Source organism: Pseudomonas sp. 3A(2025) (genome assembly GCF_054589175.1).
In genome coordinates this window covers 79,288-101,899 of record NZ_BAAILM010000008.1, presented here as the reverse complement: position 1 = coordinate 101,899, position 22,612 = coordinate 79,288, and the positions used below count along the sequence as shown (strand labels likewise).

Annotated in this window: 21 protein-coding genes; 8 read left to right on the top strand and 13 right to left on the bottom strand. The window is 63.2% G+C overall.

Annotated features, from left to right (window positions below; genetic code table 11):
• Positions 1-18: 18 nt before the first annotated feature.
• The 5 genes from metW to ACYP2A_RS02565 all read right to left on the bottom strand — a co-directional run bounded on the left by metW (position 19) and on the right by ACYP2A_RS02565 (position 4,125).
• On the bottom strand, positions 19-639 hold the full coding sequence (metW, locus tag ACYP2A_RS02585; RefSeq protein ID WP_459742482.1) for a methionine biosynthesis protein MetW: 621 nt from the start codon (positions 637-639) through the stop codon (positions 19-21).
• A 7-nt stretch (positions 640-646) separates the two neighbouring features.
• A complete protein-coding gene (gene metX / locus ACYP2A_RS02580) occupies positions 647-1,786 on the bottom strand; it encodes a homoserine O-succinyltransferase MetX (protein ID WP_459742480.1) in 1,140 nt (379 codons plus the stop codon).
• A 163-nt stretch (positions 1,787-1,949) separates the two neighbouring features.
• Positions 1,950-2,564 (bottom strand): YggT family protein, encoded by a 615-nt coding sequence (locus ACYP2A_RS02575; protein ID WP_459742478.1) that lies wholly within the window; start codon positions 2,562-2,564, stop codon positions 1,950-1,952.
• A gap of 28 nt (positions 2,565-2,592) precedes the next feature.
• Entirely contained in the window at positions 2,593-3,414 is an 822-nt protein-coding gene (gene proC, locus ACYP2A_RS02570) for a pyrroline-5-carboxylate reductase (protein ID WP_459742476.1), read from the bottom strand.
• 24 nt (positions 3,415-3,438) lie between these two features.
• Positions 3,439-4,125 carry a YggS family pyridoxal phosphate-dependent enzyme gene (locus ACYP2A_RS02565; protein WP_459742474.1) on the bottom strand — a complete coding sequence of 229 codons (687 nt, stop codon included), beginning with the start codon at positions 4,123-4,125 and terminating at the stop codon, positions 3,439-3,441.
• 55 nt (positions 4,126-4,180) lie between these two features.
• Here ACYP2A_RS02565 and ACYP2A_RS02560 point away from each other — a divergent pair, with 55 nt between their 5' ends.
• Positions 4,181-5,215: a type IV pilus twitching motility protein PilT gene (locus ACYP2A_RS02560; protein ID WP_459742472.1), complete on the top strand. Its 1,035-nt coding sequence runs from the start codon at positions 4,181-4,183 to the stop codon at positions 5,213-5,215.
• Positions 5,216-5,255: 40 nt separating this feature from the next.
• On the opposite strand, the gene ACYP2A_RS02555 is transcribed toward ACYP2A_RS02560, so the two are convergent.
• Positions 5,256-5,936 carry a C40 family peptidase gene (locus ACYP2A_RS02555; RefSeq protein WP_459742470.1) on the bottom strand — a complete coding sequence of 227 codons (681 nt, stop codon included), beginning with the start codon at positions 5,934-5,936 and terminating at the stop codon, positions 5,256-5,258.
• Positions 5,937-6,184: 248 nt separating this feature from the next.
• On the opposite strand from ACYP2A_RS02555, the gene ACYP2A_RS02550 reads away from it, so the two are divergent.
• Positions 6,185-6,592 carry an NINE protein gene (locus tag ACYP2A_RS02550; protein ID WP_459742469.1) on the top strand — a complete coding sequence of 136 codons (408 nt, stop codon included), beginning with the start codon at positions 6,185-6,187 and terminating at the stop codon, positions 6,590-6,592.
• Between the two features lie 4 nt (positions 6,593-6,596).
• Here ACYP2A_RS02550 and ACYP2A_RS02545 read toward each other — a convergent pair whose 3' ends face one another.
• The 7 genes from ACYP2A_RS02545 to gshB all read right to left on the bottom strand — a co-directional run bounded on the left by ACYP2A_RS02545 (position 6,597) and on the right by gshB (position 12,563).
• The gene (locus tag ACYP2A_RS02545) at positions 6,597-7,868 is read right to left on the bottom strand and encodes a dihydroorotase (protein WP_459742467.1); all 1,272 of its coding nucleotides are present in this window, start codon (positions 7,866-7,868) and stop codon (positions 6,597-6,599) included.
• Positions 7,865-8,869, bottom strand: coding sequence for an aspartate carbamoyltransferase catalytic subunit (locus ACYP2A_RS02540; protein WP_459742466.1), 1,005 nt, complete (start codon positions 8,867-8,869; stop codon positions 7,865-7,867). The genes ACYP2A_RS02545 and ACYP2A_RS02540 overlap by 4 nt, the downstream gene beginning before the upstream one ends.
• A gap of 12 nt (positions 8,870-8,881) precedes the next feature.
• Positions 8,882-9,400, bottom strand: a complete 519-nt coding sequence (gene pyrR, locus ACYP2A_RS02535; protein ID WP_459742465.1) for a bifunctional pyr operon transcriptional regulator/uracil phosphoribosyltransferase PyrR — start codon at positions 9,398-9,400, stop codon at positions 8,882-8,884.
• An 88-nt stretch (positions 9,401-9,488) separates the two neighbouring features.
• Complete coding sequence (gene ruvX, locus ACYP2A_RS02530) at positions 9,489-9,929, bottom strand: Holliday junction resolvase RuvX (protein ID WP_459742463.1); 441 nt, start codon at positions 9,927-9,929, stop codon at positions 9,489-9,491.
• The gene (locus tag ACYP2A_RS02525; RefSeq protein ID WP_459742461.1) at positions 9,929-10,498 is read right to left on the bottom strand and encodes a YqgE/AlgH family protein; all 570 of its coding nucleotides are present in this window, start codon (positions 10,496-10,498) and stop codon (positions 9,929-9,931) included. The genes ruvX and ACYP2A_RS02525 overlap by 1 nt, the downstream gene beginning before the upstream one ends.
• Before the next feature lie 73 nt (positions 10,499-10,571).
• Complete coding sequence (locus tag ACYP2A_RS02520) at positions 10,572-11,474, bottom strand: TonB family protein (RefSeq protein WP_459742460.1); 903 nt, start codon at positions 11,472-11,474, stop codon at positions 10,572-10,574.
• 135 nt (positions 11,475-11,609) lie between these two features.
• Complete coding sequence (gene gshB / locus ACYP2A_RS02515) at positions 11,610-12,563, bottom strand: glutathione synthase (RefSeq protein ID WP_459742459.1); 954 nt, start codon at positions 12,561-12,563, stop codon at positions 11,610-11,612.
• Between the two features lie 202 nt (positions 12,564-12,765).
• Between gshB and pilG the strand changes: the two genes are divergently transcribed.
• The 6 genes from pilG to ACYP2A_RS02485 are packed head-to-tail and all read left to right on the top strand — an operon-like array spanning position 12,766 to position 22,600.
• On the top strand, positions 12,766-13,176 hold the full coding sequence (gene pilG / locus ACYP2A_RS02510; protein ID WP_459742457.1) for a twitching motility response regulator PilG: 411 nt from the start codon (positions 12,766-12,768) through the stop codon (positions 13,174-13,176).
• Positions 13,177-13,221: 45 nt separating this feature from the next.
• Entirely contained in the window at positions 13,222-13,596 is a 375-nt protein-coding gene (pilH, locus tag ACYP2A_RS02505) for a twitching motility response regulator PilH (RefSeq protein WP_459742456.1), read from the top strand.
• A 17-nt stretch (positions 13,597-13,613) separates the two neighbouring features.
• Positions 13,614-14,153 (top strand): chemotaxis protein CheW, encoded by a 540-nt coding sequence (locus ACYP2A_RS02500; RefSeq protein WP_459742683.1) that lies wholly within the window; start codon positions 13,614-13,616, stop codon positions 14,151-14,153.
• Between the two features lie 30 nt (positions 14,154-14,183).
• Positions 14,184-16,235, top strand: coding sequence for a methyl-accepting chemotaxis protein (locus ACYP2A_RS02495; protein WP_459742454.1), 2,052 nt, complete (start codon positions 14,184-14,186; stop codon positions 16,233-16,235).
• The gene (locus ACYP2A_RS02490; RefSeq protein ID WP_459742452.1) at positions 16,228-22,134 is read left to right on the top strand and encodes an Hpt domain-containing protein; all 5,907 of its coding nucleotides are present in this window, start codon (positions 16,228-16,230) and stop codon (positions 22,132-22,134) included. The genes ACYP2A_RS02495 and ACYP2A_RS02490 overlap by 8 nt, the downstream gene beginning before the upstream one ends.
• The gene (locus tag ACYP2A_RS02485; RefSeq protein ID WP_459742450.1) at positions 22,127-22,600 is read left to right on the top strand and encodes a chemotaxis protein CheW; all 474 of its coding nucleotides are present in this window, start codon (positions 22,127-22,129) and stop codon (positions 22,598-22,600) included. Before ACYP2A_RS02490 ends, ACYP2A_RS02485 begins: the two co-directional genes overlap by 8 nt.
• The last annotated feature ends 12 nt before the right edge of the window (positions 22,601-22,612 follow it).

The following is a 22,612-nucleotide window of genomic DNA, read 5'->3' as shown; positions in this document are numbered from 1 at the left end:
AATGCTTGAAGATCGAAGTCATACCGCGATCCGGTGTTCGGTCAGGCCCGGGCTGCGCACCCGGTAAATGCCGATCTCACCCAACAGATTAGGCCACAGCTTGCTGGCCCACCCGTGGCGGTGCTGGTTGTCGACCGCCATGCGGTCCAGCACGCGTGCTTCACGCTCGCGGCACAGGGCTTCGAAGTCCTTGAAGGTACAGAAGTGGATGTTCGGTGTGTTGTACCAGGTATAGGGCATGAAGTCCGACACCGGCATGCGGCCGTTGCGGGCCAGGTACCAGCGGCAGCGCCAGTGACCGAAGTTGGGGAAGGTGATGATGCACTGGCGGCCCACGCGCAGCATCTCGTCCAGAATCCGGTCGGGATAATGCACGGCCTGCAAGGCCTGGGTCATGACCACCACATCGAAGCTGTTGCTGGCAAAGTTGCCCAGGCCCTTGTCCAGGTCCTGCTCAATGACGTTGACGCCCTTGACCACGCACTGGGCAATGTTGTCAGGGTCTTTTTCCAGCCCGTAACCGGTGACTTGCTTGTGGTCGCGCAGCCAGGCCAGCAGTTCGCCGTCGCCGCAGCCCAGGTCGAGCACACGGCTGCCAGCGGGGATCCATTCCTGGATGATCTCCAGATCGGCTCTCATGAGGTCCTCACAGCGCAATACGATTCATGTAGTTGCCGAAAGCCTGCACATAGCGCGGGTTCGGGATCAGGAAAGCATCGTGGCCCTGAGGGGCTTCGATTTCCAGGTAGGTGACGTCCTTGCGCGCCGCCATCAGCGCGTCCACCAGCTCACGCGAGCGGGCCGGCGAGAAGCGCCAGTCGGTGGTGAAGGACATCACGCAGAATTTCGCGCTGGCCGAGGCGAAGGTTTTCGCCAGGTCATCGTTGAACGCGGCAGCCGGGTCGAAGTAATCCAGCGCCTTGGTCATCAGCAGGTAGGTGTTGGCATCGAAACGCCCGGAGAACTCTTCGCCTTGATAACGCAGGTAGCTCTCGACCTGGAATTCCACGTTATGGAAGTCGTAGTTGAGCTTTTCGTTCTTCAGGCCGCGGCCGAATTTCTCACCCATCGAGTCATCGGACAGATACGTGATGTGGCCGACCATGCGTGCCAGCATCAGGCCGCGTTTGGGGATCACGCCCAGCGACTGGAAAGAGCCTGCGTGGAATTCCGGGTCGGTGAGAATGGCCTGTCGCGCCACTTCGTTGAAAGCGATGTTCTGCGCCGACAGCTTGGGTGCCGAAGCGATGGCCAGGCAGTGCCGTACGCGATCCGGAAAGGTAATGGTCCACTGCAACGCCTGCATGCCGCCCAGGCTGCCGCCGACCACCGCTGCCCATTGCTGAACGCCCAACAGGTCGGCCAGCCGCGCCTGGCTGTGCACCCAGTCTTCGACCGTCACCACCGGGAAGTTGGCGCCAAACGGCTCGCCGGTTTCCGGGTCGATGCTGCTGGGGCCGGTCGAGCCGTTGCAGCCGCCCAGATTATTCAGGCTGACGACAAAGAACCGATTGGTGTCGATGGGCTTGCCGGGGCCGATGCAACTGTCCCACCAGCCCGGCTTGCGCTCTTCAGTGCTGTGGTAGCCGGCAGCATGGTGATGGCCCGACAGGGCGTGGCAGATCAATACGGCGTTGCTGCGCTGGGCATTCAACTGGCCGTAGGTTTCGTAGATCAGGTCATAGGCTGGCAGCATACGGCCACAGGCCAGGGCCAGTGGCTCGCTGAAATGCGCCAGCTGCGGTGTGACCAGACCAACACAATCGGGGGGAAAGACCGTGGGCATCGACCCTGCTCTCGCATTAAAGAGGCGTAAGTCTAAAGACCCGAGGGGGCAGCGGCAACATATGAACGGGGGCGCCGCGCAGGGTACGATCCGTAGGACCGGCTTTAGCCGGGAATGGCGCGATACGGTAGGCGCGCCATTCGCGGTTGAAGCCGCTCCTGCGTCAGATCAACGCAATGACCACGTCCGGCATCGCCGTCAACCTGATCAGCCAGACGACCAGGGTCATCTCGATCACTTTGATGGCAATGAACGCGGCAATCGGCGACAGGTCCAGGCCGCCCAGGTTGGGCAGACGCCGGCGCAGCGGGGCCAGCAGCGGCTCACAGATCTGGTTGACCAGTTGCGCCGCAGGGTTGTGGCTGGCCGGCGCAACCCACGACAGGATCACGCTGATCAGCAGGGCCCAGAAGAAGATATTCAGCAGCAGCACGATGACGCCGACCAGCGACCAGAGTAGCAGGTACAGCAGTGCAGGCGCCGTGCCGATCCGATAGAGATCGATGGTGCCGGAATCCAGTAGCAGGATCGCGCTGATGACCAGCATCTGCACCAGAATCCCCAATACCAGCGAGGACATGTCCAGGCCGAACAGGCTCGGAATCACCCGACGCATCGGGCGCAGCAGCGGCTGGGTGGCTTTGACGATGAACTGGCTCAGCTGGTTATAGAAGTCGGCCCGCACCAGTTGCAGCACGAAGCGCAACATGACGATCAGCAGGTACAGGCTGCCGATGGTCTTGATGATAAAAATTGCAACGTTACTCAACTCGGTCATCTATCTGCTCCGGTAATCGCTTTGAATGTTATTGACCCAGTTGCTCGGCAAGCTCGGCCGAACGTGTGGCAGCGGCGGTGAGGGCGGTCTCGACCAGGGCTTCGAAGCCGCCGGCCTGGAAGGCCTTGATGGCCGCTTCCGTGGTGCCGGCCGGCGAGGTGACACGGCGGCGCAGTTCGGCGGCGTCGACATCGCTGCCGGTGCTCATCAGCGCAGCACCCAGTGCGGTCTGTTCGGCGAGCTGGCAAGCGATGTCTTGCGACAGGCCCAGCTTCACGCCGGCGGCGGTCATCGCTTCGATCAACAGGAAGAAATAGGCCGGACCGCTGCCGGACACGGCGGTGACCGCATCGAGTTGCTGTTCTTCTTCGAGCCACAGGGCGATACCGACTGCCGACAGCAATTGCTCGGCCTGTTGGCGTTGGGTCGCGCTGACCTTGTCGGTGGCGTACAGGCCGCTGACGCCCTTGCGCAGCAGTGCCGGGGTGTTGGGCATGCAGCGCACCACCGGCTGTTGCTCGCCCAGCCACTGGTTGAGGCTGGCGCAGGTGATGCCGGCGGCCACCGAGACGATCAGTTGATCGGGTTTAAGGCTGGCGCTCAGGGCCTGGCAGACGACTTTCATCATCTGCGGCTTGACCGCCAGCAGGATCACATCGGCGCCGTCGATGGCTTCGGCATTGTCGGCCACGGCGATGATGCCGTGCTCGGCAGCGATGCGTGCACGGGTGTCGGCGCCCGGGTCGCTGGCGCGGATGTCTGCGGCATCGACGCCCTGGGCGCGCAGGCCGCCGATCAGGCTGGCAGCCATGTTGCCGGCGCCGATAAAGGCAATACGAGTCTTGCTCATGACGGGTTTCCTTGAGTCAGAAGTTTATGGCTGCCCATAGTCACGGGCGCCAAACAGGGCTGTGCCGATGCGCACCCAGGTGGCGCCTTCTGCGATGGCGGCCTCCAGGTCGTGGCTCATGCCCATTGAAAGCGTGTCGAGCACCTGCGGCAGCTGCGCTTGCAGGGCGCGAACCCTGGCAAACGCCGCCTGTTGTGCGGCCAGGTCGTCGGTGGGTTCGGGAATTGCCATCAGCCCGCGCAGTTTCAGGCGTGGCAGGCTTGCAATGGCCTCGGCCAGTGCCGGCAGATCTTCTGCCGTGCAGCCCGATTTGCTGGCCTCGCCACTGACATTGAGCTGGATACAGATGTTCAGCGGCGCCAGGTGTTCGGGGCGTTGCTCGGACAGGCGTTGGGCTATTTTCAGGCGGTCCACGGAATGTACCCAGTCGAAGTGCTCGGCGATGGCACGGGTCTTGTTCGACTGAATGGGGCCGATGAAATGCCAGTACAAGGGCAGGTCGGACAATTGCTGCTGTTTGCCCAACGCTTCTTGCAGGTAGTTCTCGCCAAAGTGCTGCAGGCCTGCGGCATGCGCCTGGCGCAGGTCCTCGGCAGGCTTGGTCTTGCTCACCGCCAGCAAGCCGATGCTGGCAGGCTCTCGGTGTGCCGCCAGGGCGGCGTCACGGATTCGTTGTTCGAGCGTTGATATATTCGCTGCTATCGTGGACATTGATTCGTGCCAGCAGGTCTGAGGTCTGCGGCATTCTATGTGATTGAGGAGCTGTATGGATATTACCGAGCTGCTGGCCTTCAGTGCCAAACAAGGCGCTTCCGACTTGCACCTCTCTGCCGGTCTGCCGCCGATGATCCGCGTCGATGGCGACGTCAGGCGCATCAACCTGCCAGCACTGGACGCCAAGCAGGTCAAGGCGCTGATCTACGACATCATGAACGACAAGCAGCGCCAGGACTTCGAGGAGCGTCTGGAGACCGACTTTTCGTTCGAGGTGCCTGGGGTGGCGCGCTTTCGGGTCAACGCCTTCAACCAGAATCGCGGCGCGGGCGCGGTGTTCCGGACCATTCCGTCGAAGATCCTGAGCATGGAAGACCTGGGGATGGGCGAAGTGTTTCGCCGTATTACCGATGTGCCGCGCGGGCTGGTGCTGGTCACCGGACCCACCGGTTCCGGCAAGTCGACAACGCTGGCCGCGATGGTCGACTACCTCAATAGCAACAAGCACCACCACATCCTGACCATCGAAGACCCGATCGAATTCGTCCACGAGTCCAAGAAGTGCCTGGTCAACCAGCGTGAGGTGCACCGCGACACCCTGAGTTTTTCCGAGGCCCTGCGTTCAGCACTGCGTGAGGACCCGGATGTGATTCTGGTCGGTGAGATGCGCGACCTCGAAACCATCCGCCTGGCGCTGACCGCCGCCGAAACCGGTCACCTGGTGTTCGGCACGCTGCATACCACCTCGGCGGCCAAGACCATCGACCGGGTGGTCGACGTGTTCCCGGCGGCTGAAAAAGCCATGATCCGCTCGATGCTGTCGGAATCGCTGCATGCAGTGATCTCGCAGGCGTTGCTCAAGAAAGTCGGCGGTGGCCGGGTGGCGGCGCATGAAATCATGATGGGCACACCGGCGATCCGTAACCTGATCCGCGAAGACAAGGTGGCGCAGATGTACTCGTCGATCCAGACCGGCGGCGCGCTGGGCATGCAGACGCTGGACATGTGCCTGGCCGACCTGCTCAAACGCGGCATCATCAGCCGCGAAAGCGCCAGGGAAAAGGCCAAGCTGCCGGATAATTTCTAGAAAGGGAGTGGCGGGCCTGCAAAGCGCAGGCCCGGGAGGATCAGCTCTTGGCGATATTCAGCGCAGGTTTCTGTTTCAGCACGCGCTTGGCGACTTTGTAGCTCTTGTTCCAGTACGGCTTTTTCAACGAGTCGACGGTGACGGCCTTGCCACGGCGGGGCGCGTGGACGAAACGGTCGTTGCCCAGGTAGATGGCGACGTGGTTGATGCGTCGGCTCTTGATATTGAAGAACAGCAGGTCGCCGGGCTTGAGGTCCTTGCGGTCCACTGCCTGGCCATGACCTTCGGCCATGTCCTTGGAGCTGCGCGGCAGGTCGACATTGGTCACGTCGGTAAAGGCGTATTTGACCAGACCGCTGCAATCAAGGCCCTTGCCCGGCGTGTTGCCGCCCCAGCGGTACGGCGTACCGACCGCTTCCAGCGCACGCTTGACCACCGCGCTGCCCTGTTTGTTGGTGCCGGCTACAGCAGGCGCCACAACGGACTTTCGGGAATTGTTGGCGATAACCGGGCTCTGAGCAGAGGCAGTCTTGCGGCTGTGCGGCGCGCTGACGGTCTCGGAACGGGATTCGCTGCGCGCGGTTTCGCGGGAGGCCGAGGCATGGCTTTTGGCGGTGTAGCCAGAGAAGCCTGCAGGCAGATTTTGCTCACGATTGGTGGCGTGGGCGGCCAATGGCATAAGGAGACAAACAGTCAGCCATGTCTTGAAAAAAGGACGCATTCGGCAAGGCTCTTAAAGATCAGCGCGCAACTCTATAACAGCTTGCGCACAAAGCCGACCCCACCCCAAGACACTATTTGCCCTCAATCGTTGCAATTATTGCGACGGATTGTCTTGTATTGTGTAGCAATCCCTTGTGTAACAAGGCCTTGCGGGTTATGGGAAAAGGCTTGGCCATACGTCGGAAGACCGATAAAAAGTCACAAAATTTACATCAATTTTTCTCTATCAACGCGACGAGGCATTTCATGAACAACTATCAACCCAACACGCACAGCAAGGTACTGGGTTACCTGCTATGGATTTTCGGCTTTTTGGGCGCGCACCGTTTCTACTATGGCAAGCCGGTAACCGGCACCCTCTGGTTCTTCACCTTTGGTCTGTTTGGCATCGGCTGGCTGATCGACCTGTTCCTGATCCCGTCGATGGACCGCGAAGCCGACCTGCGTTTTACACCGGGTCCGACCGATTACAGCCTGGCGTGGATCCTGCTGACGTTTCTGGGAATTTTCGGTGCACACCGCCTGTACCAGGGCAAGTGGGTCACCGCGATCATCTATTTCTTCACCGTGGGCCTGTTCGGGCTGGGCGTGCTTTACGATTTCTGGACGATGAACACCCAGATCTCGATCCGCAACGCCCGGCTACAGCGCTAATCGATCACGCGCTGTAGCTGATTCGCCCATCCACCAGCGTGTAACGCACCGCGCCCGGCAGGCAGTGGCCAAGGAACGGGCAGTTCTCGCCCTTCGACAACCAGGCCTGGCCTGCCAGGGTGCTGGCGGTCGGGTCGAACAGCACCAGGTCCGCTGCAAGACCGGCCTGCAAGCGGCCTGCCGGCAGGCGCAAGGCCGCAGCGGGGCCGGCACTCAGGCGGGCGATCAGGGTCGGCAGGTCGATCAGGCCGTCTTCGACCAGGGTCATGGCCAGCGGCAGCAACAACTCCACACTGCTGATGCCTGGCTCGGTGGCGCCGAACGGCGCCAGCTTGGCATCGCGCTCGTGCGGCTGATGATGGCTGGAGATGGCCTGAATTACTCCGGATTTTACTGCCGCGCGCAGGCCATCGCGGTCGGCGCGGGTGCGCAGCGGCGGTTGCACGTGATAAAGGCTGGAGAAGTCGATCAGCGCCTCGTCGGTCAGAATCAACTGGTACAGCGCGACATCGGCGGTCACTGGCAGGCCGCGCGCCTGGGCGTCGGCGATCATCGCGGCACCCCGGGCGCTGGTCAGCTGGCTGAAGTGCGCGCGCACGCCGCTTTGTTCTACCAGCAGCAGGTCACGGGCCAGGGCCACGGTTTCGGCGGTTTCCGGAATGCCGACCAGACCCAGAAAACTGGCCGTCGGGCCTTCATGGGCCAGGCCACCGGCGGCCAGGTCGTGATCCTGCGAATTGAAGATCACCGTCAGGTCGAAGGTCGCCGCGTATTCCAGTGCCCGGCACAGCGTACGGGTATTGGTGAACGTCTTCAGGCCGTTGCCGAACGCCACGCAACCGGCATCGCGCAGGGCGACCAGTTCGGCCAGTTGCTCGCCTTCAAGACCCTTGCTCAGCGCACCGATCGGGAACACCTTGCTGAAGCCGGCTTCACGGGCGCGGTCCAGAATCAGCTCGGCCACCGCTGAGGTATCAAGTACCGGTCTGGTCCGTGGCGGGCAGCACAGGCTGGTCACGCCACCGGCCGTGGCTGCGCGGGTTTCGCTGGCGATGGTGCCCTTGCGGCTGTAACCGGGCTCGCGCAGCGAGACATTGAGGTCGACAAGACCGGGCGCTGCAACCAGCCCGTTGGCGTCGATGCTTTGCACAGGCTCGAAGCCTGCGGGGGCTGCGCCAATCGCCAGGATCTTGCCGGCTTCTATATGCAGGTCGGTGACCTGATCCAGCCCGCTGACCGGGTCGATGACGCGAGCGCCGAGGATGCTGAGCTTCACTGGGCGTTCTCCTGCTCGAATTGACGTTGTGCGGTCTGGCCACTCATGGCCATGGACAATACCGCCATGCGCACGGCGATGCCGTAGGTCACTTGATTGAGAATCACCGAATGCGCACCGTCAGCCACCGCCGACTCGATCTCGACCCCCCGGTTGATCGGGCCAGGGTGCATGACGATGGCATCCGGTTTCGCTCCAGCCAGACGCGCCGTGGTCAGGCCGAACAGGCGGTAGAACTCGCCTTCGCTGGGCAGCAGGCCGCCCTGCATACGTTCGCGTTGCAGGCGCAGCATGATCACCACGTCGACATCCTTCAGGCCTTCGTTCAGGTCGGTGTAGACCTTCACGCCGTATTGCTCGATGCCCACCGGCATCAGGGTCTTGGGGCCGATGACGCGGATGTCCGGGCAACCCAGCGCCTTGAGTGCAATCATGTTCGAGCGTGCCACCCGCGAATGCAGGATATCGCCGACGATGGCCACCGACAGGTTCTCGAAGCCGCCTTTGTGGCGGCGGATGGTCAGCATGTCGAGCATGCCCTGGGTCGGATGCGCATGGCGGCCGTCGCCACCGTTGATGATTGCCACCTCGGGGCAGACATGCTCGGCGATGAAGTGCGCGGCGCCCGAGTCGGCATGGCGGACCACGAACATGTCGGCGGCCATGGCTTCAAGGTTGCGCAGGGTGTCGAACAGGGTTTCGCCCTTGCTGGTCGAGGAGGTCGACACGTTGAGGGTGATCACGTCGGCCGACAGCCGCTGGGCGGCCAGTTCGAAGGTGGTGCGGGTGCGCGTCGAGTTCTCGAAAAACACGTTGCAGACCGTCTTGCCACGCAGCAGCGGGACTTTTTTCACCGCCCGGGCGCCGACTTCGAGAAACGAGTCGGCGGTGTCGAGGATTTCTGTGAGCAGCTCACGGGGCAGGCCGTCCAGAGACAGAAAATGGCGCAGCTGGCCCTGATGGTTGAGCTGCAGCGGTCGCTTGGCGTCGAGAGGCGTCATCGCAATGGACTCTTAAAAGGCTGAGGCAGTGGAAAGATCCTGAATGTCGAGCGCCAGCGGCGCAGGGCCGCTCAGCTTGACTCGCTCATGGGGCGCCAGGGCCAGCGTCGCGCCGACCACATTGGGACGGATCGGCAGCTCGCCGGCGTTCAGGTCCAGCAGGCAGACCAGCGTGACGCTGGCCGGGCGGCCGTAATCGAACAGCTCGTTGAGGGCGGCGCGCACGGTACGTCCGCTCATCAGTACGTCATCGATCAGCACCAGGTGCTGGCCTTCGATCTCGAACGGCAGCTCCGAGGGCCGAACCTGTGGGTGCAGGCCGTTCTGGCTGAAGTCGTCACGGTAGAACGACACGTCCAGCGTGCCCAGCGGGCCGGGACTCTCAAGCGCCTCAAGCAGCGCCTGAGCGACCCACACGCCGCCGGTACGAATGCCGATGAAGCGCGGTTCGCGGATATCACGGTGACTCAGGTGCGTGTTCAGGTCGCTGGCCATCTGGCGGATCAGATCGGCGGGGTTGGGCAAACTCATGCTGGCTCCTTCAGAAGCTTGCAGCGCGCCCGATAACGGGCGCACTCAAGCGCAAACGTGGGATTCGAAGCTTGGTGACGGCAAAAGGTCACGCATTGAGCAATTCAGGGTTGGCATCCAGCCAGCCTTGTAAAAGCAAGGCGGCGGCAATCGCATCCACCGGGTTGTCGCGGTAACTGCCGCGCTGGCCGCCCCGGGCCATGCGCTCGCCCTTGGCCTCGAAGGTGGTCAGGCGTTCGTCATGGGTGTAGGCAGGAATATTGAAGCGGCCATTGATCTGGCGCGAGAACTTCTCGGCGCGGGCGCTCATGTCGCTGGGTGTGCCGTCCATGTTCAGCGGCAAGCCAACCACCACTGCGTCGGGTTTCCACTCCTTGAGCAGGGCCTGGACCTGATCCCAGTTGGGCACACCATTCTGCGCCTTGAGGGTGCAAAGCTCGCGGGCCTGGCCGGTGATGGCCTGGCCGACGGCCACGCCAATCGAACGGGTGCCGTAATCGAAACCCAGAATCAGACGCAAGGCCGCCATCAAGCGTGCCCTGCCTGGGTCGACAGCAGGCTCAGGTTGATGCCCAGGCTGGCCGCTGCGGCATCGAGGCGCTGTGCGCTGTCGGTGTCAAACAGGATGGCTGCATCGAACGGGCAGGTCAGCCAGGCATTGGCGGCCATTTCGGCGTCCAGTTGCCCGGCGTCCCAGCCGGCATAGCCCAGAGTGATCAGGCTTTGCGCGGGGCCGGTGCCGTCGGCGATGGCGAACAACACGTCCTGCGAGGTCGACAGCGACACGCCGTCCAGCTCGACGGTGGCCTGGAAGGTCGGCCCGCTGGGGTGCAGGACAAAGCCGCGATCGGTCTGTACCGGGCCGCCGGAATGAATCTTGATCAATTGGCAGCGCGCCGGGGGCAACTCTTCAGGGCGCAACTGCTCCAGCACATCGGCCAGGGTCAGCGCCTGCGGGCGGTTGATGACCAGCCCCATGGCACCGTCGGCATTGTGCTCGACGATGTAGGTCAGGGTCTGCGCAAAATTCTGATCGTGCATGTGCGGCATGGCGATCAGGAATTGATGTTTGAGGTAACTCGCAGTGACGTTTTTCATGGCGCCTAGTGTGGCGCTGCCGGAGGCACCTGACAACTGTCACTTATTGCATACGCTACAGCCATGAGGGCTATCAATTACTGGACAGCTTGTCGCCACGGGCAAACTTCCAGGTGCGGATGATTTCCAGGCGGTCGATGTCCGCCAGATCGCCGCTGAACGGCGCAAAAGGCGCTGCCAGACGCACGATGCGCTGGGCTGCCTGGTCCAGCAGTGGCTGGCCTGAGGACTCCAGCACCAGCACTTCATACAGCGAGCCGTCGCGGTTGATCGACACCAGCAGGCGCAGGCTGCCGTAGACCTGTTGGCGGCGGGCCTCTTCGGGGTAATTGAGGTTGCCGACCCGCTCGACCTTCTTGCGCCAGTCGTCCTTGTACCAGGCACCCTTGTCGCGCATGGTCGAGGCGGCGTTGAGGCGATGAATCTTCGGCCGCTTGGCGTAACGCTGCTGCTCATCGGACAGCTCGGCTTCGAGGCTGGCGATTTCGTTGCTCAGTTGCGCGCTGTCGAACGTCGGTGTTTCCCGTGGCTTGGGGTCAGGCTTGACCTCTTCGCGACGAGTCACTGTCTTTTCCTTTGCGGGCGCCACGGTGGCCACGGCCGCTTTCGGCGCTTCGAGTTTCTCGATTGCCTTGTTGGCCGGCGGCGGCGTCACCTTGTTGATTTCGGTGTCCTGAAACGGCGCCAGCTCTGTGGTCTTGAGCGTCGCGGCCTTGTCCAGGGTGCCGCTGCCCTGCTGGTTGTCCTGCGCCAGAAAATCAGCCTGCTCGGGCGCTTTCTCGCTCTTGAAGGTCGCCAGGGTAATTTCCAGGGTGCGGGAAATCTGCTCGGGCTTCACATAGGTAAAACCGACCCCGAGGATCAGCGCCAGGTGCACCAGCGCTGCGATCAGCAGGGTAAAACCCAGACGGTCGCGCGAACGCACACCGTTTTGCGGGTGTTCGATCAGAAGGGGATTGTGGGCCATTGCTGTCATGGGCGGTTCGGCATCTGTGGAGCCTGTCGGTCAGCGTTTGCAGGGTCGCGCATGATAACGCACAAGCTACAAGTCATAAGCTGCAAGCGGCAAGAAAAAGCCGAAAGTCTCGCTTGCAGCTTACAGATGCGCGCTTCAGCGCGCGTTGAGCTTCTTCTCGATCGCGTCCATCAGCAGGCTGCCGATCTTCGTCCCGAAGGCATTGTCGATTTCGCGGATGCAGGTCGGGCTGGTGACGTTGATTTCGGTCAGGTGCTCGCCGATCACGTCCAGGCCGACGAACAGCAGGCCCTTTTCACGCAGCGTTGGCCCGACCTGGGCGGCGATCCAGCGGTCGCGCTCGGTCAGCGGACGGGCTTCGCCACGGCCGCCGGCGGCCAGGTTGCCACGGGTTTCGCCAGCGGCCGGGATGCGCGCCAGGCAGTAGTCCACAGGCTCGCCGTCGATCACCAGGATGCGTTTGTCGCCGTCCTTGATGGCCGGCAGATAGCCCTGCGCCATGATCTGCTGGGTGCCGTTCGCGGTCAGGGTTTCGAGGATCACCGACAGGTTCGGGTCGCCTGCACGGTGGCGGAAGATCGAGGTGCCGCCCATGCCGTCCAGCGGCTTGAGGATGGTATCGCCCTGTTCTTCGGTGAAGGCGCGCAGGATGTCGGGGCGACGGCTGACCAGGGTCGGCGGCGTGCACTGGGGAAATTGCGTGGCGAACAGCTTTTCATTGCAGTCGCGCAGGCTCTGTGGCTTGTTGACCACCAGCACGCCGTCGCGCTCGGCTTGTTCCAGCAGATAGGTGGAGTAGACGAACTCCATGTCGAAGGGCGGGTCCTTGCGCATCAGGATCACGTCCAGCTCGGCAAGACCGGTGTCGGCTTCATCCCCGAGTTCGAACCATTTGGCCGGGTCGGCGAATACCGTGAGCGGCTTCATGCGGGCGCGGGCCTTGCCGGCGTTCAGGTACAGGTCCTGTTGCTCCATGTAGAACAGCGACCAGCCTCGTTCCTGTGCAGCCAGGAGCATGGCCAGCGAGCTGTCCTTCTTATAGGAGATGCGCTCGATCGGGTCCATGACAATCCCTAGGCGAACACTCATGGGCAATATCCTCTATTCGTTGTGGCCGTTGGCCGAAATAGCCATCAGGGTGGCGCCCGGCGTGTTCCGGGTCAAGAGGCTGCGGCCCTGTACGGGTGTGCTTTATGGATTGCATCCGGAGAGTGTGCTAAAAAGTCACGGCATCCGTAGCCTGTCTGGCTGCGGCCTGTAAGAGCCGGCTCGCGGCGACGGAACAGCCCACATGCAACAGCACGCCACAGCATTGAAGGTCATGGTCATCGATGATTCGCGGACCATTCGCCGCACCGCCGAAACCATCCTGAAAAGCGCCGGCTGTGAAGTCATCACCGCGATTGACGGTTTCGAGGCGCTGGCCAAGATCGTCGACCATCACCCGCGCATTATCTTCGTCGACATCATGATGCCGCGTCTGGATGGCTATCAGACCTGCGCGCTGATCAAGAACAACCGGGCCTTCAAGTCCACGCCGGTGATCATGCTGTCCTCCAAGGATGGCCTGTTCGACAAGGCCAAGGGGCGGATTGTCGGCTCCGATCAGTTTTTGACCAAGCCTTTCAGCCAGGAAGAATTGCTCAACGCCATCAAGGCTCATGTGCCGGGGTTCGTTGCCGTAGAACAACATGAATCGTGAGGCCTGCGGCGTGTGTCGCAGGCCCGCTATCTTTTGGGGAATATCATGGCTCGAATACTGATCGTCGACGATTCGCCGACTGAAATGTACAAACTCACCAGCATCCTTGAAAAGCACGGCCATCAGGTGCTCAAGGCCGAGAACGGTGCCGACGGCGTGGCCCTGGCCCGCCAGGAAAAGCCCGATGCGGTATTGATGGACATCGTCATGCCGGGGCTCAACGGTTTTCAGGCCACGCGCCAACTGACCAAGGACGCCGACACCAACCACATTCCGGTGATCGTGGTGACCACCAAGGATCAGCAAACCGACCAGGTCTGGGCCAAGCGCCAGGGCGCCCGCGACTACCTGACCAAGCCGGTGGACGAAGACAGTCTGATCAAGGTCCTGAATGCGGTGTTGTCCCACCCGAACCCATGATGTCCATGCCACCGTCCATGAACGGTTCGCGCACCGCGTTCGAGCTGTTGTTCGCCATCGATCAGCGCTGTCGTTCGCTGGCCTCCGGCCTGCCGGCGCAACAGGCCCGCGAGCAGGACTGGAGCGGCATCGGCTTTCGTCTTGGCGAGCATCTGTTTGTCGCGCCGATGGGCGAAATCGCCGAGATTCTCAATGAGCCGCGCTACACCGCGATGCCGGGGGTCAAACCCTGGGTGCTGGGCGTGGCCAACCTGCGCGGGCGGCTGTTGCCGGTGATCGACCTGTGCGGCTATTTCGGCCAGGAGCGCTCGACCTCGCGCAAGCAGCGTCAGGTGCTGGTGGTCGAGCAGCCTGAAGTATTCGCAGGGTTGCTGGTCGATGAGGTGCTGGGCATGCAGCATTTTGATCCGTTCAGTCTGGTGCCCGGCACCGATGCCTCGTTACAGCCGGGCATGGCGCCCTTTGTGCGCGGGCAGTTTATCCGCGAGCAGCCCTGGCGAGTGTTCAGCACCCGCGCGCTGGCACAGTCCGCAGGGTTCATGGATGTGGCTCTTTAAATGGTTGTTCGCCAGGCGGGGGCCTGATTAATGATGGATACAGGCACGTTGCAGGAAGGCGCACGCAGCCGGGCACAGATCATCACGCTGTTTATCGCGCTGATCGTGTTCATCATTCTGTTGTTCGCCAACTTCGCCTACCTCAACACCCAGTCGAACTACGAAAAGCAGTACATCGGCCATGCCGGCGAGCTGCGCGTGCTGTCGCAGCGCATCGCCAAGAATGCCACCGAGGCCGCCGGCGGCAAGGCCCAGGCATTCAAGCTGCTGACCGATGCGCGTAACGATTTCGACCTGCGCTGGGGCTATCTGAAAAAAGGCGATCCGGCAACGGGCCTTCCGGCGGCCCCTTCCGGGGTGCGTGACGAGTTACGCGCGGTACAGAACGACTGGGAAGCGCTGCGCAAAAGCACCGATGTGATCCTGGCCAACGAACAGACCGTGCTCTCGCTGCATCAGGTCGCCGCGACCCTGGCCGAAACCATTCCGCAGCTACAGACCGAATACGAAAAGGTCGTCGAAATCCTTTTGCAAAACCATGCCCCGGCCAGCCAGGTGGTACTCGCCCAGCGCCAGGCGCTGCTGGGTGAGCGTATCCTTGGTTCGGTCAACACCGTGCTGGCCGGCGACGAATCGGCGGTGCCCGCCGCCGATGCCTTTGGTCGTGATGCCAGCCAGTTCGGCCGGGTGCTCAACGGCATGCTCGAAGGCAATGCGGGGATGATGATCAGCCAGGTCGAGGACCGCGATGCCCGGGCACGTTTGAAGGACATCGCCGAACTGTTCGAATTTGTCTCGGGCTCGGTGGATGAAATCCTCGAAACCTCGCCTGAACTGTTTCAGGTGCGTGAAGCCTCCGGGAAAATCTTCACCACCTCGCAAACCCTGCTGGAACAGGCCTCGACCCTGGCGGGCAGCCTCGAACACCTGGCCAGCCGCCGTACCGTGAATTCGGTGGGTGGCTACATCATCGGTCTGCTGGCCCTGATGTCGATCATTCTCATCGGTCTGGTGATGGTCCGTGAAACCAACCGCCAGTTGCACGAAACCGCACAAAAGAGTGAGCGCAACCAGGCCGCGATCATGCGCCTGCTCAACGAGATCGAAGAGCTGGCCGATGGCGACCTGACCGTGGCCGCCTCGGTGACCGAGGACTTTACCGGCGCGATTGCCGATTCGATCAACTATTCCATCGACCAGCTGCGCGAGCTGGTCGCCACCATCAATATTACCGCCGAGCAGGTTGCCGCTGCCGTGCAGGACACCCAGGCCACCGCCACGCAACTGGCGCGCGCCTCCGAGCACCAGGCGCTGCAGATCAGCGCAGCGTCCATGGCGATCAACGATATGGCGCAGTCCATCGATCAGGTGTCGACCAACGCCTCGGAATCCTCGACCGTCGCCGCCCGTTCGGTGGCCATTGCCAATAAAGGCAATGAAGTGGTGCACAACACCATCGACGGCATGGACAACATTCGCGAACAGATTCAGGACACCTCCAAACGCATTAAACGCTTGGGCGAGTCTTCGCAGGAAATCGGCGATATTGTCAGCCTGATCGATGATATCTCTGACCAGACCAATATCCTGGCCCTCAATGCCGCGATTCAGGCGTCCATGGCCGGCGATGCCGGGCGCGGCTTTGCCGTGGTCGCCGATGAAGTGCAACGCCTCGCCGAGCGCTCTTCGTCGGCGACCAAACAGATCGAAACCCTGGTGCGCGCCATCCAGAACGACACCAACGAAGCGGTGATCTCCATGGAGCAAACCACCAGCGAAGTGGTACGCGGCGCCCGCCTGGCGCAAGATGCCGGGGTGGCGCTGGAAGAAATCGAAGGCGTCTCGCGAGTCCTGGCCGAACTGATCGAAAGCATCACGGTGGCCGCCCAGCAACAGGCGGTGTCGGCCGGGCAGATTGCGCAAACCATGACCGTGATCCAGCAGATTACCTCGCAGACCACCTCGGGCACTTCGGTGACCGCCGAGAGCATCGGCAACCTGGCGAAGATGGCCAGCGAAATGCGCCGTTCGGTGTCCGGTTTTACCCTGCCGCCTTCCAGGGACACTGAGCGCCATGCCTGATCGTCACGATTATGTCGCTCTGGAATGGGTCAAGGGCGAAATCGCCGAAACCCTCAGGCAAGCCCGCCAGGCGCTCGAAGTGTTCGTGGCCGCGTCCGGCAACCTGGCCGCACTGGATGAATACATCCACAGCGTGCACCAGGTGCAGGGCAGCCTGCAGATGATCGAGTTCTACGGCGCGGCGCTGCTCGCCGAAGAAATCGAACACCTGGGGCTGGCCCTGCGCGAAGGCCGGGTCGCCAGCCAGTCCGAAACCGTGCACCTGCTCAACCTGGCCATGACCCAGTTACCGGTGTATCTGGAGCGCCTGCATGCGTCGCGGCGCGACCTGCCGCTGGTCATTCTGCCGCTGCTCAACGACCTGCGCAGCGCCCGTGGCGAAAGCCTGTTGTCGGAAACCAGCCTGTTTGCTCCGCAGTTCTACGACATCGAACCGCTCGATGAACAAGCCCTGGTGTTGCGCGACAGCCCCGACTTGCCCGAGCGGCTGCGTGCATGGCGGCAAAGCCTGCAAAACGCGCTGGCCGGTTTGATGCGCGAGCAGGATGTGCAAGAGCATCTGCAACAACTGGCGAGTGTGTTCAGCGACCTGCAGCACGTGTGCCGCGACGCGCCACTGGGCGCCTTGTGGCGCATTGCCTCGGCGCTGGTCGAAAGCATGCCCGCCGGCAGCTTCACCAACAGCCCGGCCTTGCGCAGCCTGTTGCGCGACGCCGACCGTGAACTCAAGCGCCTGATCGCGCAGGGCATAGACGGCATCAACCAGCCTGCGCCTGAAGAGCTGCTCAAGAGCCTGCTGTTCTATATCGCCAAGTCCGATAGCCGCACGCCGGATCTGTTGGCGCTGCGCGACGACTACGTGCTGGACGACGCCTTGCCGGGCAGCGATGTGGTCGATCAGGAGCGGGCGCACATGGCTGGCCCCGATCGCGATGCGATGCGCTCGGTGATTGTGGCGGTGTGCGCAGGCCTGGTGCGCGCCAAGGAACGACTCGATGTGTTCGTGCGCGGCGACCGCCAGCACGTCAGCGAACTCAATGCCTTGCTGGGGCCGTTGCGGCAGATTGCCGATACCCTGGCGGTGTTGGGTTTCGGCCAGCCGCGCAAGGTCATCATCGATCAGACCAGCGTGGTTCAGGGCATGGCCCAGGGGCAGCGCGAACCCAATGATGCAGCCTTGATGGATGTCGCAGGCGCGCTGCTGTACGTGGAGTCGACGCTGGCCGGCATGATCGGCACGGTTGGCGAGACCCGCCGTGAAGAAAGCCGGCTGCCGACCACCGACCTGACCCAGATTCATCAGCTGGTGGTGCGCGAGGCGCGTCTGGTGCTGCAACAGGCCAAGGACGTGTTGATCGATTGCCTGGACGGCGAGTGGCCGGCCCGGCGTCTGGAGCCGCTGTGCGACTTGCTCGTGCAGGTGCGCGGCGCCCTGGCGATGATCCCGCTGAGCCGCGCCGCCAGCCTGCTGGCCGCCTGCAACGACTATATCCGCGAGTGCCTGCTGGGCATCGACACCCGGCCGGGCGAGGCTGCTCTCGATGGCCTGGCCGAGACGCTGACGGCGGTCGAGTATTACCTCGAACGCATGAGCGAGGACCACGAGGCGCCGGGCGATCAGATTCTCGACATGGCCCAGGCCAGTCTCGCCCGACTGGGCTATGTGCCCGTGGCTGACACGGTCGGGCTGCCGCCGGTCGAAGAGCCGCCCGCCGGGTCTGCCAGCGATACCCGCACCATTGCCCAGGTGTTGGCCAGCCCGCTGGCGACGATCAACCCGCCGGGCCGCGACATGCCGGCCAGCCTGTTGCCGCCGCCTGCCGGTGAATCGGCAATCGATGACGAACTGCGTCAGGTGTTTATCGAAGAGGCCGATGAAATCCTTGCCGCCCTGCAACAATCACTGCCGCGCTGGCTGATCGCCCTGGCCACGCCGGGAGCGCCGACCCTTGAGGCGCTGCGTGAAGTGCGCCGCGCCTTTCACTCGCTCAAGGGCAGCGGCCGCATGGTCCGTGCGCTGGTGCTCAGCGAGCTGGCCTGGTCGGTGGAAAACCTGCTTAACCGGGTACTCGAACGCAGCGTGCCCGCCGATCAGGCCGTGCGCCAGTTGCTGGGCGAGGTGCAGGCCTTGCTGCCGGCGCTGGTCGAGGACTTTGCGGCCAATGCCCAGCGCCAGCGCGACGACGCCGACCGGCTGGCGGCACAGGCACAGCGTCTGGCGGGCTTCGAGGCCAGCGCTGCGCCAGCGCTGAAGCCTGCCGAAGTGCTCGACCCGCAACTGCTGGAGATTTTTCGTCAGGAAGCCTTGGGGCATCTGCATGCCATCGACCGCTTTCTCGACAGTGCTTCGCGCCGCGATGCCTCGGCCATTGGCGATGACCTGCTGCGCGCCCTGCACACCCTCAAGGGCAGCGCGTACATGGCCGGTGTGTTGCCAATGGCCGAACTGGCCAGCCCGCTGGATGAACTGGTGCGCGAGTTCAAGGCCAACCTGATTGCCATCGAAACCCCGGAGCTCAAGCTGCTGCGCGCCGCCGAACCGTTGTTCTATCTGGGCCTTGAACAACTCGACAGCCAGCCGCTGGCGCCGATTCCGGGCGCTGCGCAACTGATCGAGGCGGCCCGCTCGCTGCTCGAACAGCGTCTGGCGGCGGCCTTGCACGACGCGCCCGACGGCGTGCCGGTCAAGCATAACCCCAAGCTGATCGCGACCTTTCTCGATGAAGGCATGGACATTGTGCTCGACGCCGAAGGCCTGTTGCAGCGCTGGCGGCAACATCCCGGCGCCCGTCAGGAACTGACCGCACTGCTCGACGAACTGACCACGCTGGGCCATAGCGCGCACCTGGCCGAACTGCCGCAGGTCGATGAACTGTGCGAGGCGCTGCTGGATGTGTACGGCGCGGTCGAAGAAAGCAGTCTGGCGGCCAGTGAGGGCTTCTTCGATGAGGCCGGACGCGCCCACGAAGCACTGGTCGACATGCTCGACCAGATCGCCGCAGGCCAGGACGTCGCGCCCCGTCCCGATTGCGTGCAGGCCCTGTATGCCTTGCTCGACCAGGCGCTGGCACCGGACGCCACCGGGCTTGTCGCCCGCGATGGCAGCCGGGTTGCCGAACTGGGCACGGTCATCGAGCAACTGGCCGACGAAGCCGTACGCGATGATGGCGCTGCACAGGATGATGAGGCCGCGCTGGACGACGAAATCGTCACCATCTTTCTCGAAGAAGCCGCCGATATTCTTGACAGTGCAGGGCAGGCGCTGCGGCGCTGGTTGAGCGAGCCGGACAACCCGCAGCCGTTGTCGGCGCTGCAACGCGACCTGCACACCCTCAAGGGTGGCGCACGGATGGCCGGGATTGCGGCGGTCAGCGACCTCGGTCATGAACTCGAAACACTGTATGAAGGGCTGATCGACCGCCGCTACAGTTATTCGCCTGCGTTGGCCGGGGTGTTGCTCGACAGCCACGACCAGTTGGCGCACAGCCTGGAGCAACTGCGTGAGCAGCAGCCGCTGGACGACCCGGCGCCGCTGATCGCGGCCATCGAAGCGTTGCGCCAGGGCTATGCCGCCGCGCGCGGCGAGGCGCACGCCAGCGCCCAGGCCAAGGCGCTTGAGGCCAGCGAGCGCGACCCGGAACTGCTGGAGATCTTTCTCGAAGAAGGCTTCGATATTCTCGACAGCGCAGGCGCCGCCCTGGGCCGCTGGCAGGCCGATCCGCATAACACCCTCGAGGTCGAAAACCTGCTGCGCGACCTGCACACCCTCAAGGGCGGCGCGCGGATGCTCGAAATCAAGCCGCTCAGCGACCTGGCCCATGAAGTCGAGTCGCTGTACGAGTCGGTGGCCGCCGGGGTGCGTCAGCCGGGCCCGTTACTGATGGGCCTGCTGCAACGCGGGCATGACTTGCTGGCCGACATGCTCGATGCGGTGCGGGCCGGGCGCGTGCTGCCCGAGCCTGGGCTATTGATCGACAGCCTGCGCCAACTGGACGTTCTGGAGCCTGCCGCGCCTGTGCCTGCGATGCCGAGTGCGGTGCCCGTCGACAGCGATGCCGAGCGCCTGGGCCCGGAAATGGTCAAGGTCGCTGCCGAAGACCTTGAACAACTGGTCAATCTGGCTGGCGAGACCTCGATTTTTCGCGGGCGCATCGAACAGCAGATTTTCGACACCCAGACCACGCTGGCAGAAATCGAAACCACCCTGACACGCATGCGCGATCAGTTGCGTCGCCTCGACAGCGAAACCCAGGGCCGCCTGCTGGCGCGTGAGCAGGTGCAGGCCGAACGGCGTGGTTACGAAGAGTTCGACCCGCTGGAGATGGACCGTCATTCACAGCTTCAACAGTTGTCGCGGGCCTTGAGCGAGTCGGCCTCGGACCTGCTCGACCTCAAGGAAACCCTGGACCTGCGCGCCCGCGATGCCAGCACGCTGTTGACCCGTCAGGCGCGGGTCAATACCGAACTGCAAGAAGGTCTGATGCGCACGCGCATGGTGCCCTTCGAGCGGCTGGTGCCGCGCTTGCGCCGGGTGGTGCGGCAAGTCGCCGGCGAGCTGGATAAACACGTGCACTTCGAGATCGGCAATGCCGATGGCGAACTGGACCGCAGTGTGCTCGAACGCATGGTGGCACCGCTGGAGCACATGCTGCGCAACGCCGTCGACCACGGCCTGGAAAGCACAGAGCGACGGATTGCGGCCGGCAAGCCCGAGCAAGGGCTGATCCAGCTGGAACTGATGCACGAAGGCGGCGATATCATCATCGAGCTGAGTGACGACGGCCCCGGTGTCGACCTGGCTGCGGTGCGGCGCAAGGCGATCAAGCGTGGCCTGATCCGCGCCGATGCGGTGCTGGCCGACCATGAAGTGCTGCCCTTCATTCTGGAAGCAGGCTTCTCCACTGCCGAGGTGATCACCCAGATTTCCGGGCGTGGCGTGGGCATGGACGTGGTGCATGCCGAGGTCAAGCAACTGGGCGGCTCGATGACCATCGACTCGGTGGCCGGGCAGGGCACGCGCTTTCGCATTCGCCTGCCATTCTCGGTGTCGGTCAACCGCGCCTTGATGGTGCAGTGCGGTGAAGAGCAGTACGCGGTGCCGCTGAACACCATCGAAGGCATCGTCCGGGTCATGCCCGCGCAGTTGCTCGAGCACTACCAGACCCAGCCACCGCGCTACCGCTATGGCGGGCGCACCTATGAGCTGCGTTATCTGGGTGACCTGCTCGGCAATGGCCAGCCGCGCCTGCACGATCAGTTCCAGCCCTTGCCGGTGTTGCTGGTGCATTTGCAGGACCAGTGGGTGGCGGTGCAGGTCGATGCACTGGCCGGCTCACGCGAAATCGTGGTCAAGAGCCTCGGTGCGCAGTTCGCCCAGGTGCCGGGCCTGAGCGGCGCGACGATTCTGGGCGATGGCCGTGTGGTGCTGATTCTCGACTTGCTGGCGTATGTGCGCGCCCAGCAGGGCCGTGCGCCGCAGGCCTTGCCAGACAGCGGCGCTGCCTGGTTCACCGAAACCGGGCCACGTGCCTTGCGGGTCATGGTGGTCGACGACTCGGTGACAGTGCGCAAGGTCACCGGCCGGCTGCTGGAGCGCCACGGCATGCAGGTGGTCACTGCCAAGGACGGGGTCGATGCCATGAACCTGCTCGAAGACTACACCCCGGACATTCTGCTGCTGGACATCGAAATGCCGCGCATGGACGGCTTCGAGGTCGCTTCACGGATTCGCCAGCATGAACAGCTCAAGGACCTGCCGATCATCATGATTACCTCCCGTTCAGGCCAGAAACACCGCGACCGGGCGATGGCCATCGGCGTCAATGACTACCTGAGCAAGCCGTATCAGGAATCGGTGCTGCTCGACAGCATCCAGCGCTGGAGTACGATCGATGTCTGATGCCAGCTTTCAGTCCGCACGCCTGACCAGCCTGACCGGTTTGCTGCTGCCGTTGAGCGATCGCTATCTGCTGCTGCCCAATGTCGCGGTGGCTGAACTGATCGACTATCAGGATTGCCACGCCGACCCCGATGCTCCGGCGTGGTACCTGGGCAATATCGTCTGGCGCGACCTGAGCCTGCCGCTGCTCAGCTTCGAAGCCGCGTGCGGCGGACGCACCAAGGTCGGGGGGCGGGCGCGCATCGTGGTCCTCAACGCACTGGGCGGGCATCCGGGGCTGCGCTATATGGCGCTGCTGATCCAGAGCATCCCGCGCTCGTGCAAGGTCGACAACCAGCTTAGCTACGTCGACATACCGCTGGCGCGCCTGGAGCTGGCTGCCGTACAGGTCGGCGACACCCAGGCGCGCATCCCCGATTTGCCTGGCCTGGAACAATGGCTGCTGGAGGCGGGCCTCGATCCGTAGGACCGACTTTAG

What these genes read in the sequence shown, in the direction of transcription:
- ACYP2A_RS02560 (WP_459742472.1), top strand. Translation starts at nt 4,181, where the DNA reads ATGGATATTACCGAGCTGCTGGCCTTCAGTGCCAAACAAGGCGCTTCC.
- ACYP2A_RS02565 (WP_459742474.1), bottom strand. Translation starts at nt 4,125, where the DNA reads ATGTCCACGATAGCAGCGAATATATCAACGCTCGAACAACGAATCCGT.
- proC (WP_459742476.1), bottom strand. Translation starts at nt 3,414, where the DNA reads ATGAGCAAGACTCGTATTGCCTTTATCGGCGCCGGCAACATGGCTGCC.
- ACYP2A_RS02520 (WP_459742460.1), bottom strand. Translation starts at nt 11,474, where the DNA reads ATGACAGCAATGGCCCACAATCCCCTTCTGATCGAACACCCGCAAAAC.
- ACYP2A_RS02540 (WP_459742466.1), bottom strand. Translation starts at nt 8,869, where the DNA reads ATGACGCCTCTCGACGCCAAGCGACCGCTGCAGCTCAACCATCAGGGC.
- ACYP2A_RS02485 (WP_459742450.1), top strand. Translation starts at nt 22,127, where the DNA reads ATGTCTGATGCCAGCTTTCAGTCCGCACGCCTGACCAGCCTGACCGGT.
- ACYP2A_RS02490 (WP_459742452.1), top strand. Translation starts at nt 16,228, where the DNA reads ATGCCTGATCGTCACGATTATGTCGCTCTGGAATGGGTCAAGGGCGAA.
- pilG (WP_459742457.1), top strand. Translation starts at nt 12,766, where the DNA reads ATGCAACAGCACGCCACAGCATTGAAGGTCATGGTCATCGATGATTCG.
- metX (WP_459742480.1), bottom strand. Translation starts at nt 1,786, where the DNA reads ATGCCCACGGTCTTTCCCCCCGATTGTGTTGGTCTGGTCACACCGCAG.
- ACYP2A_RS02555 (WP_459742470.1), bottom strand. Translation starts at nt 5,936, where the DNA reads ATGCGTCCTTTTTTCAAGACATGGCTGACTGTTTGTCTCCTTATGCCA.
- gshB (WP_459742459.1), bottom strand. Translation starts at nt 12,563, where the DNA reads ATGAGTGTTCGCCTAGGGATTGTCATGGACCCGATCGAGCGCATCTCC.
- ruvX (WP_459742463.1), bottom strand. Translation starts at nt 9,929, where the DNA reads ATGGCGGCCTTGCGTCTGATTCTGGGTTTCGATTACGGCACCCGTTCG.
- pyrR (WP_459742465.1), bottom strand. Translation starts at nt 9,400, where the DNA reads ATGAGTTTGCCCAACCCCGCCGATCTGATCCGCCAGATGGCCAGCGAC.
- pilH (WP_459742456.1), top strand. Translation starts at nt 13,222, where the DNA reads ATGGCTCGAATACTGATCGTCGACGATTCGCCGACTGAAATGTACAAA.
- ACYP2A_RS02500 (WP_459742683.1), top strand. Translation starts at nt 13,614, where the DNA reads ATGAACGGTTCGCGCACCGCGTTCGAGCTGTTGTTCGCCATCGATCAG.
- ACYP2A_RS02495 (WP_459742454.1), top strand. Translation starts at nt 14,184, where the DNA reads ATGATGGATACAGGCACGTTGCAGGAAGGCGCACGCAGCCGGGCACAG.
- metW (WP_459742482.1), bottom strand. Translation starts at nt 639, where the DNA reads ATGAGAGCCGATCTGGAGATCATCCAGGAATGGATCCCCGCTGGCAGC.
- ACYP2A_RS02575 (WP_459742478.1), bottom strand. Translation starts at nt 2,564, where the DNA reads ATGACCGAGTTGAGTAACGTTGCAATTTTTATCATCAAGACCATCGGC.
- ACYP2A_RS02525 (WP_459742461.1), bottom strand. Translation starts at nt 10,498, where the DNA reads ATGAAAAACGTCACTGCGAGTTACCTCAAACATCAATTCCTGATCGCC.
- ACYP2A_RS02550 (WP_459742469.1), top strand. Translation starts at nt 6,185, where the DNA reads ATGAACAACTATCAACCCAACACGCACAGCAAGGTACTGGGTTACCTG.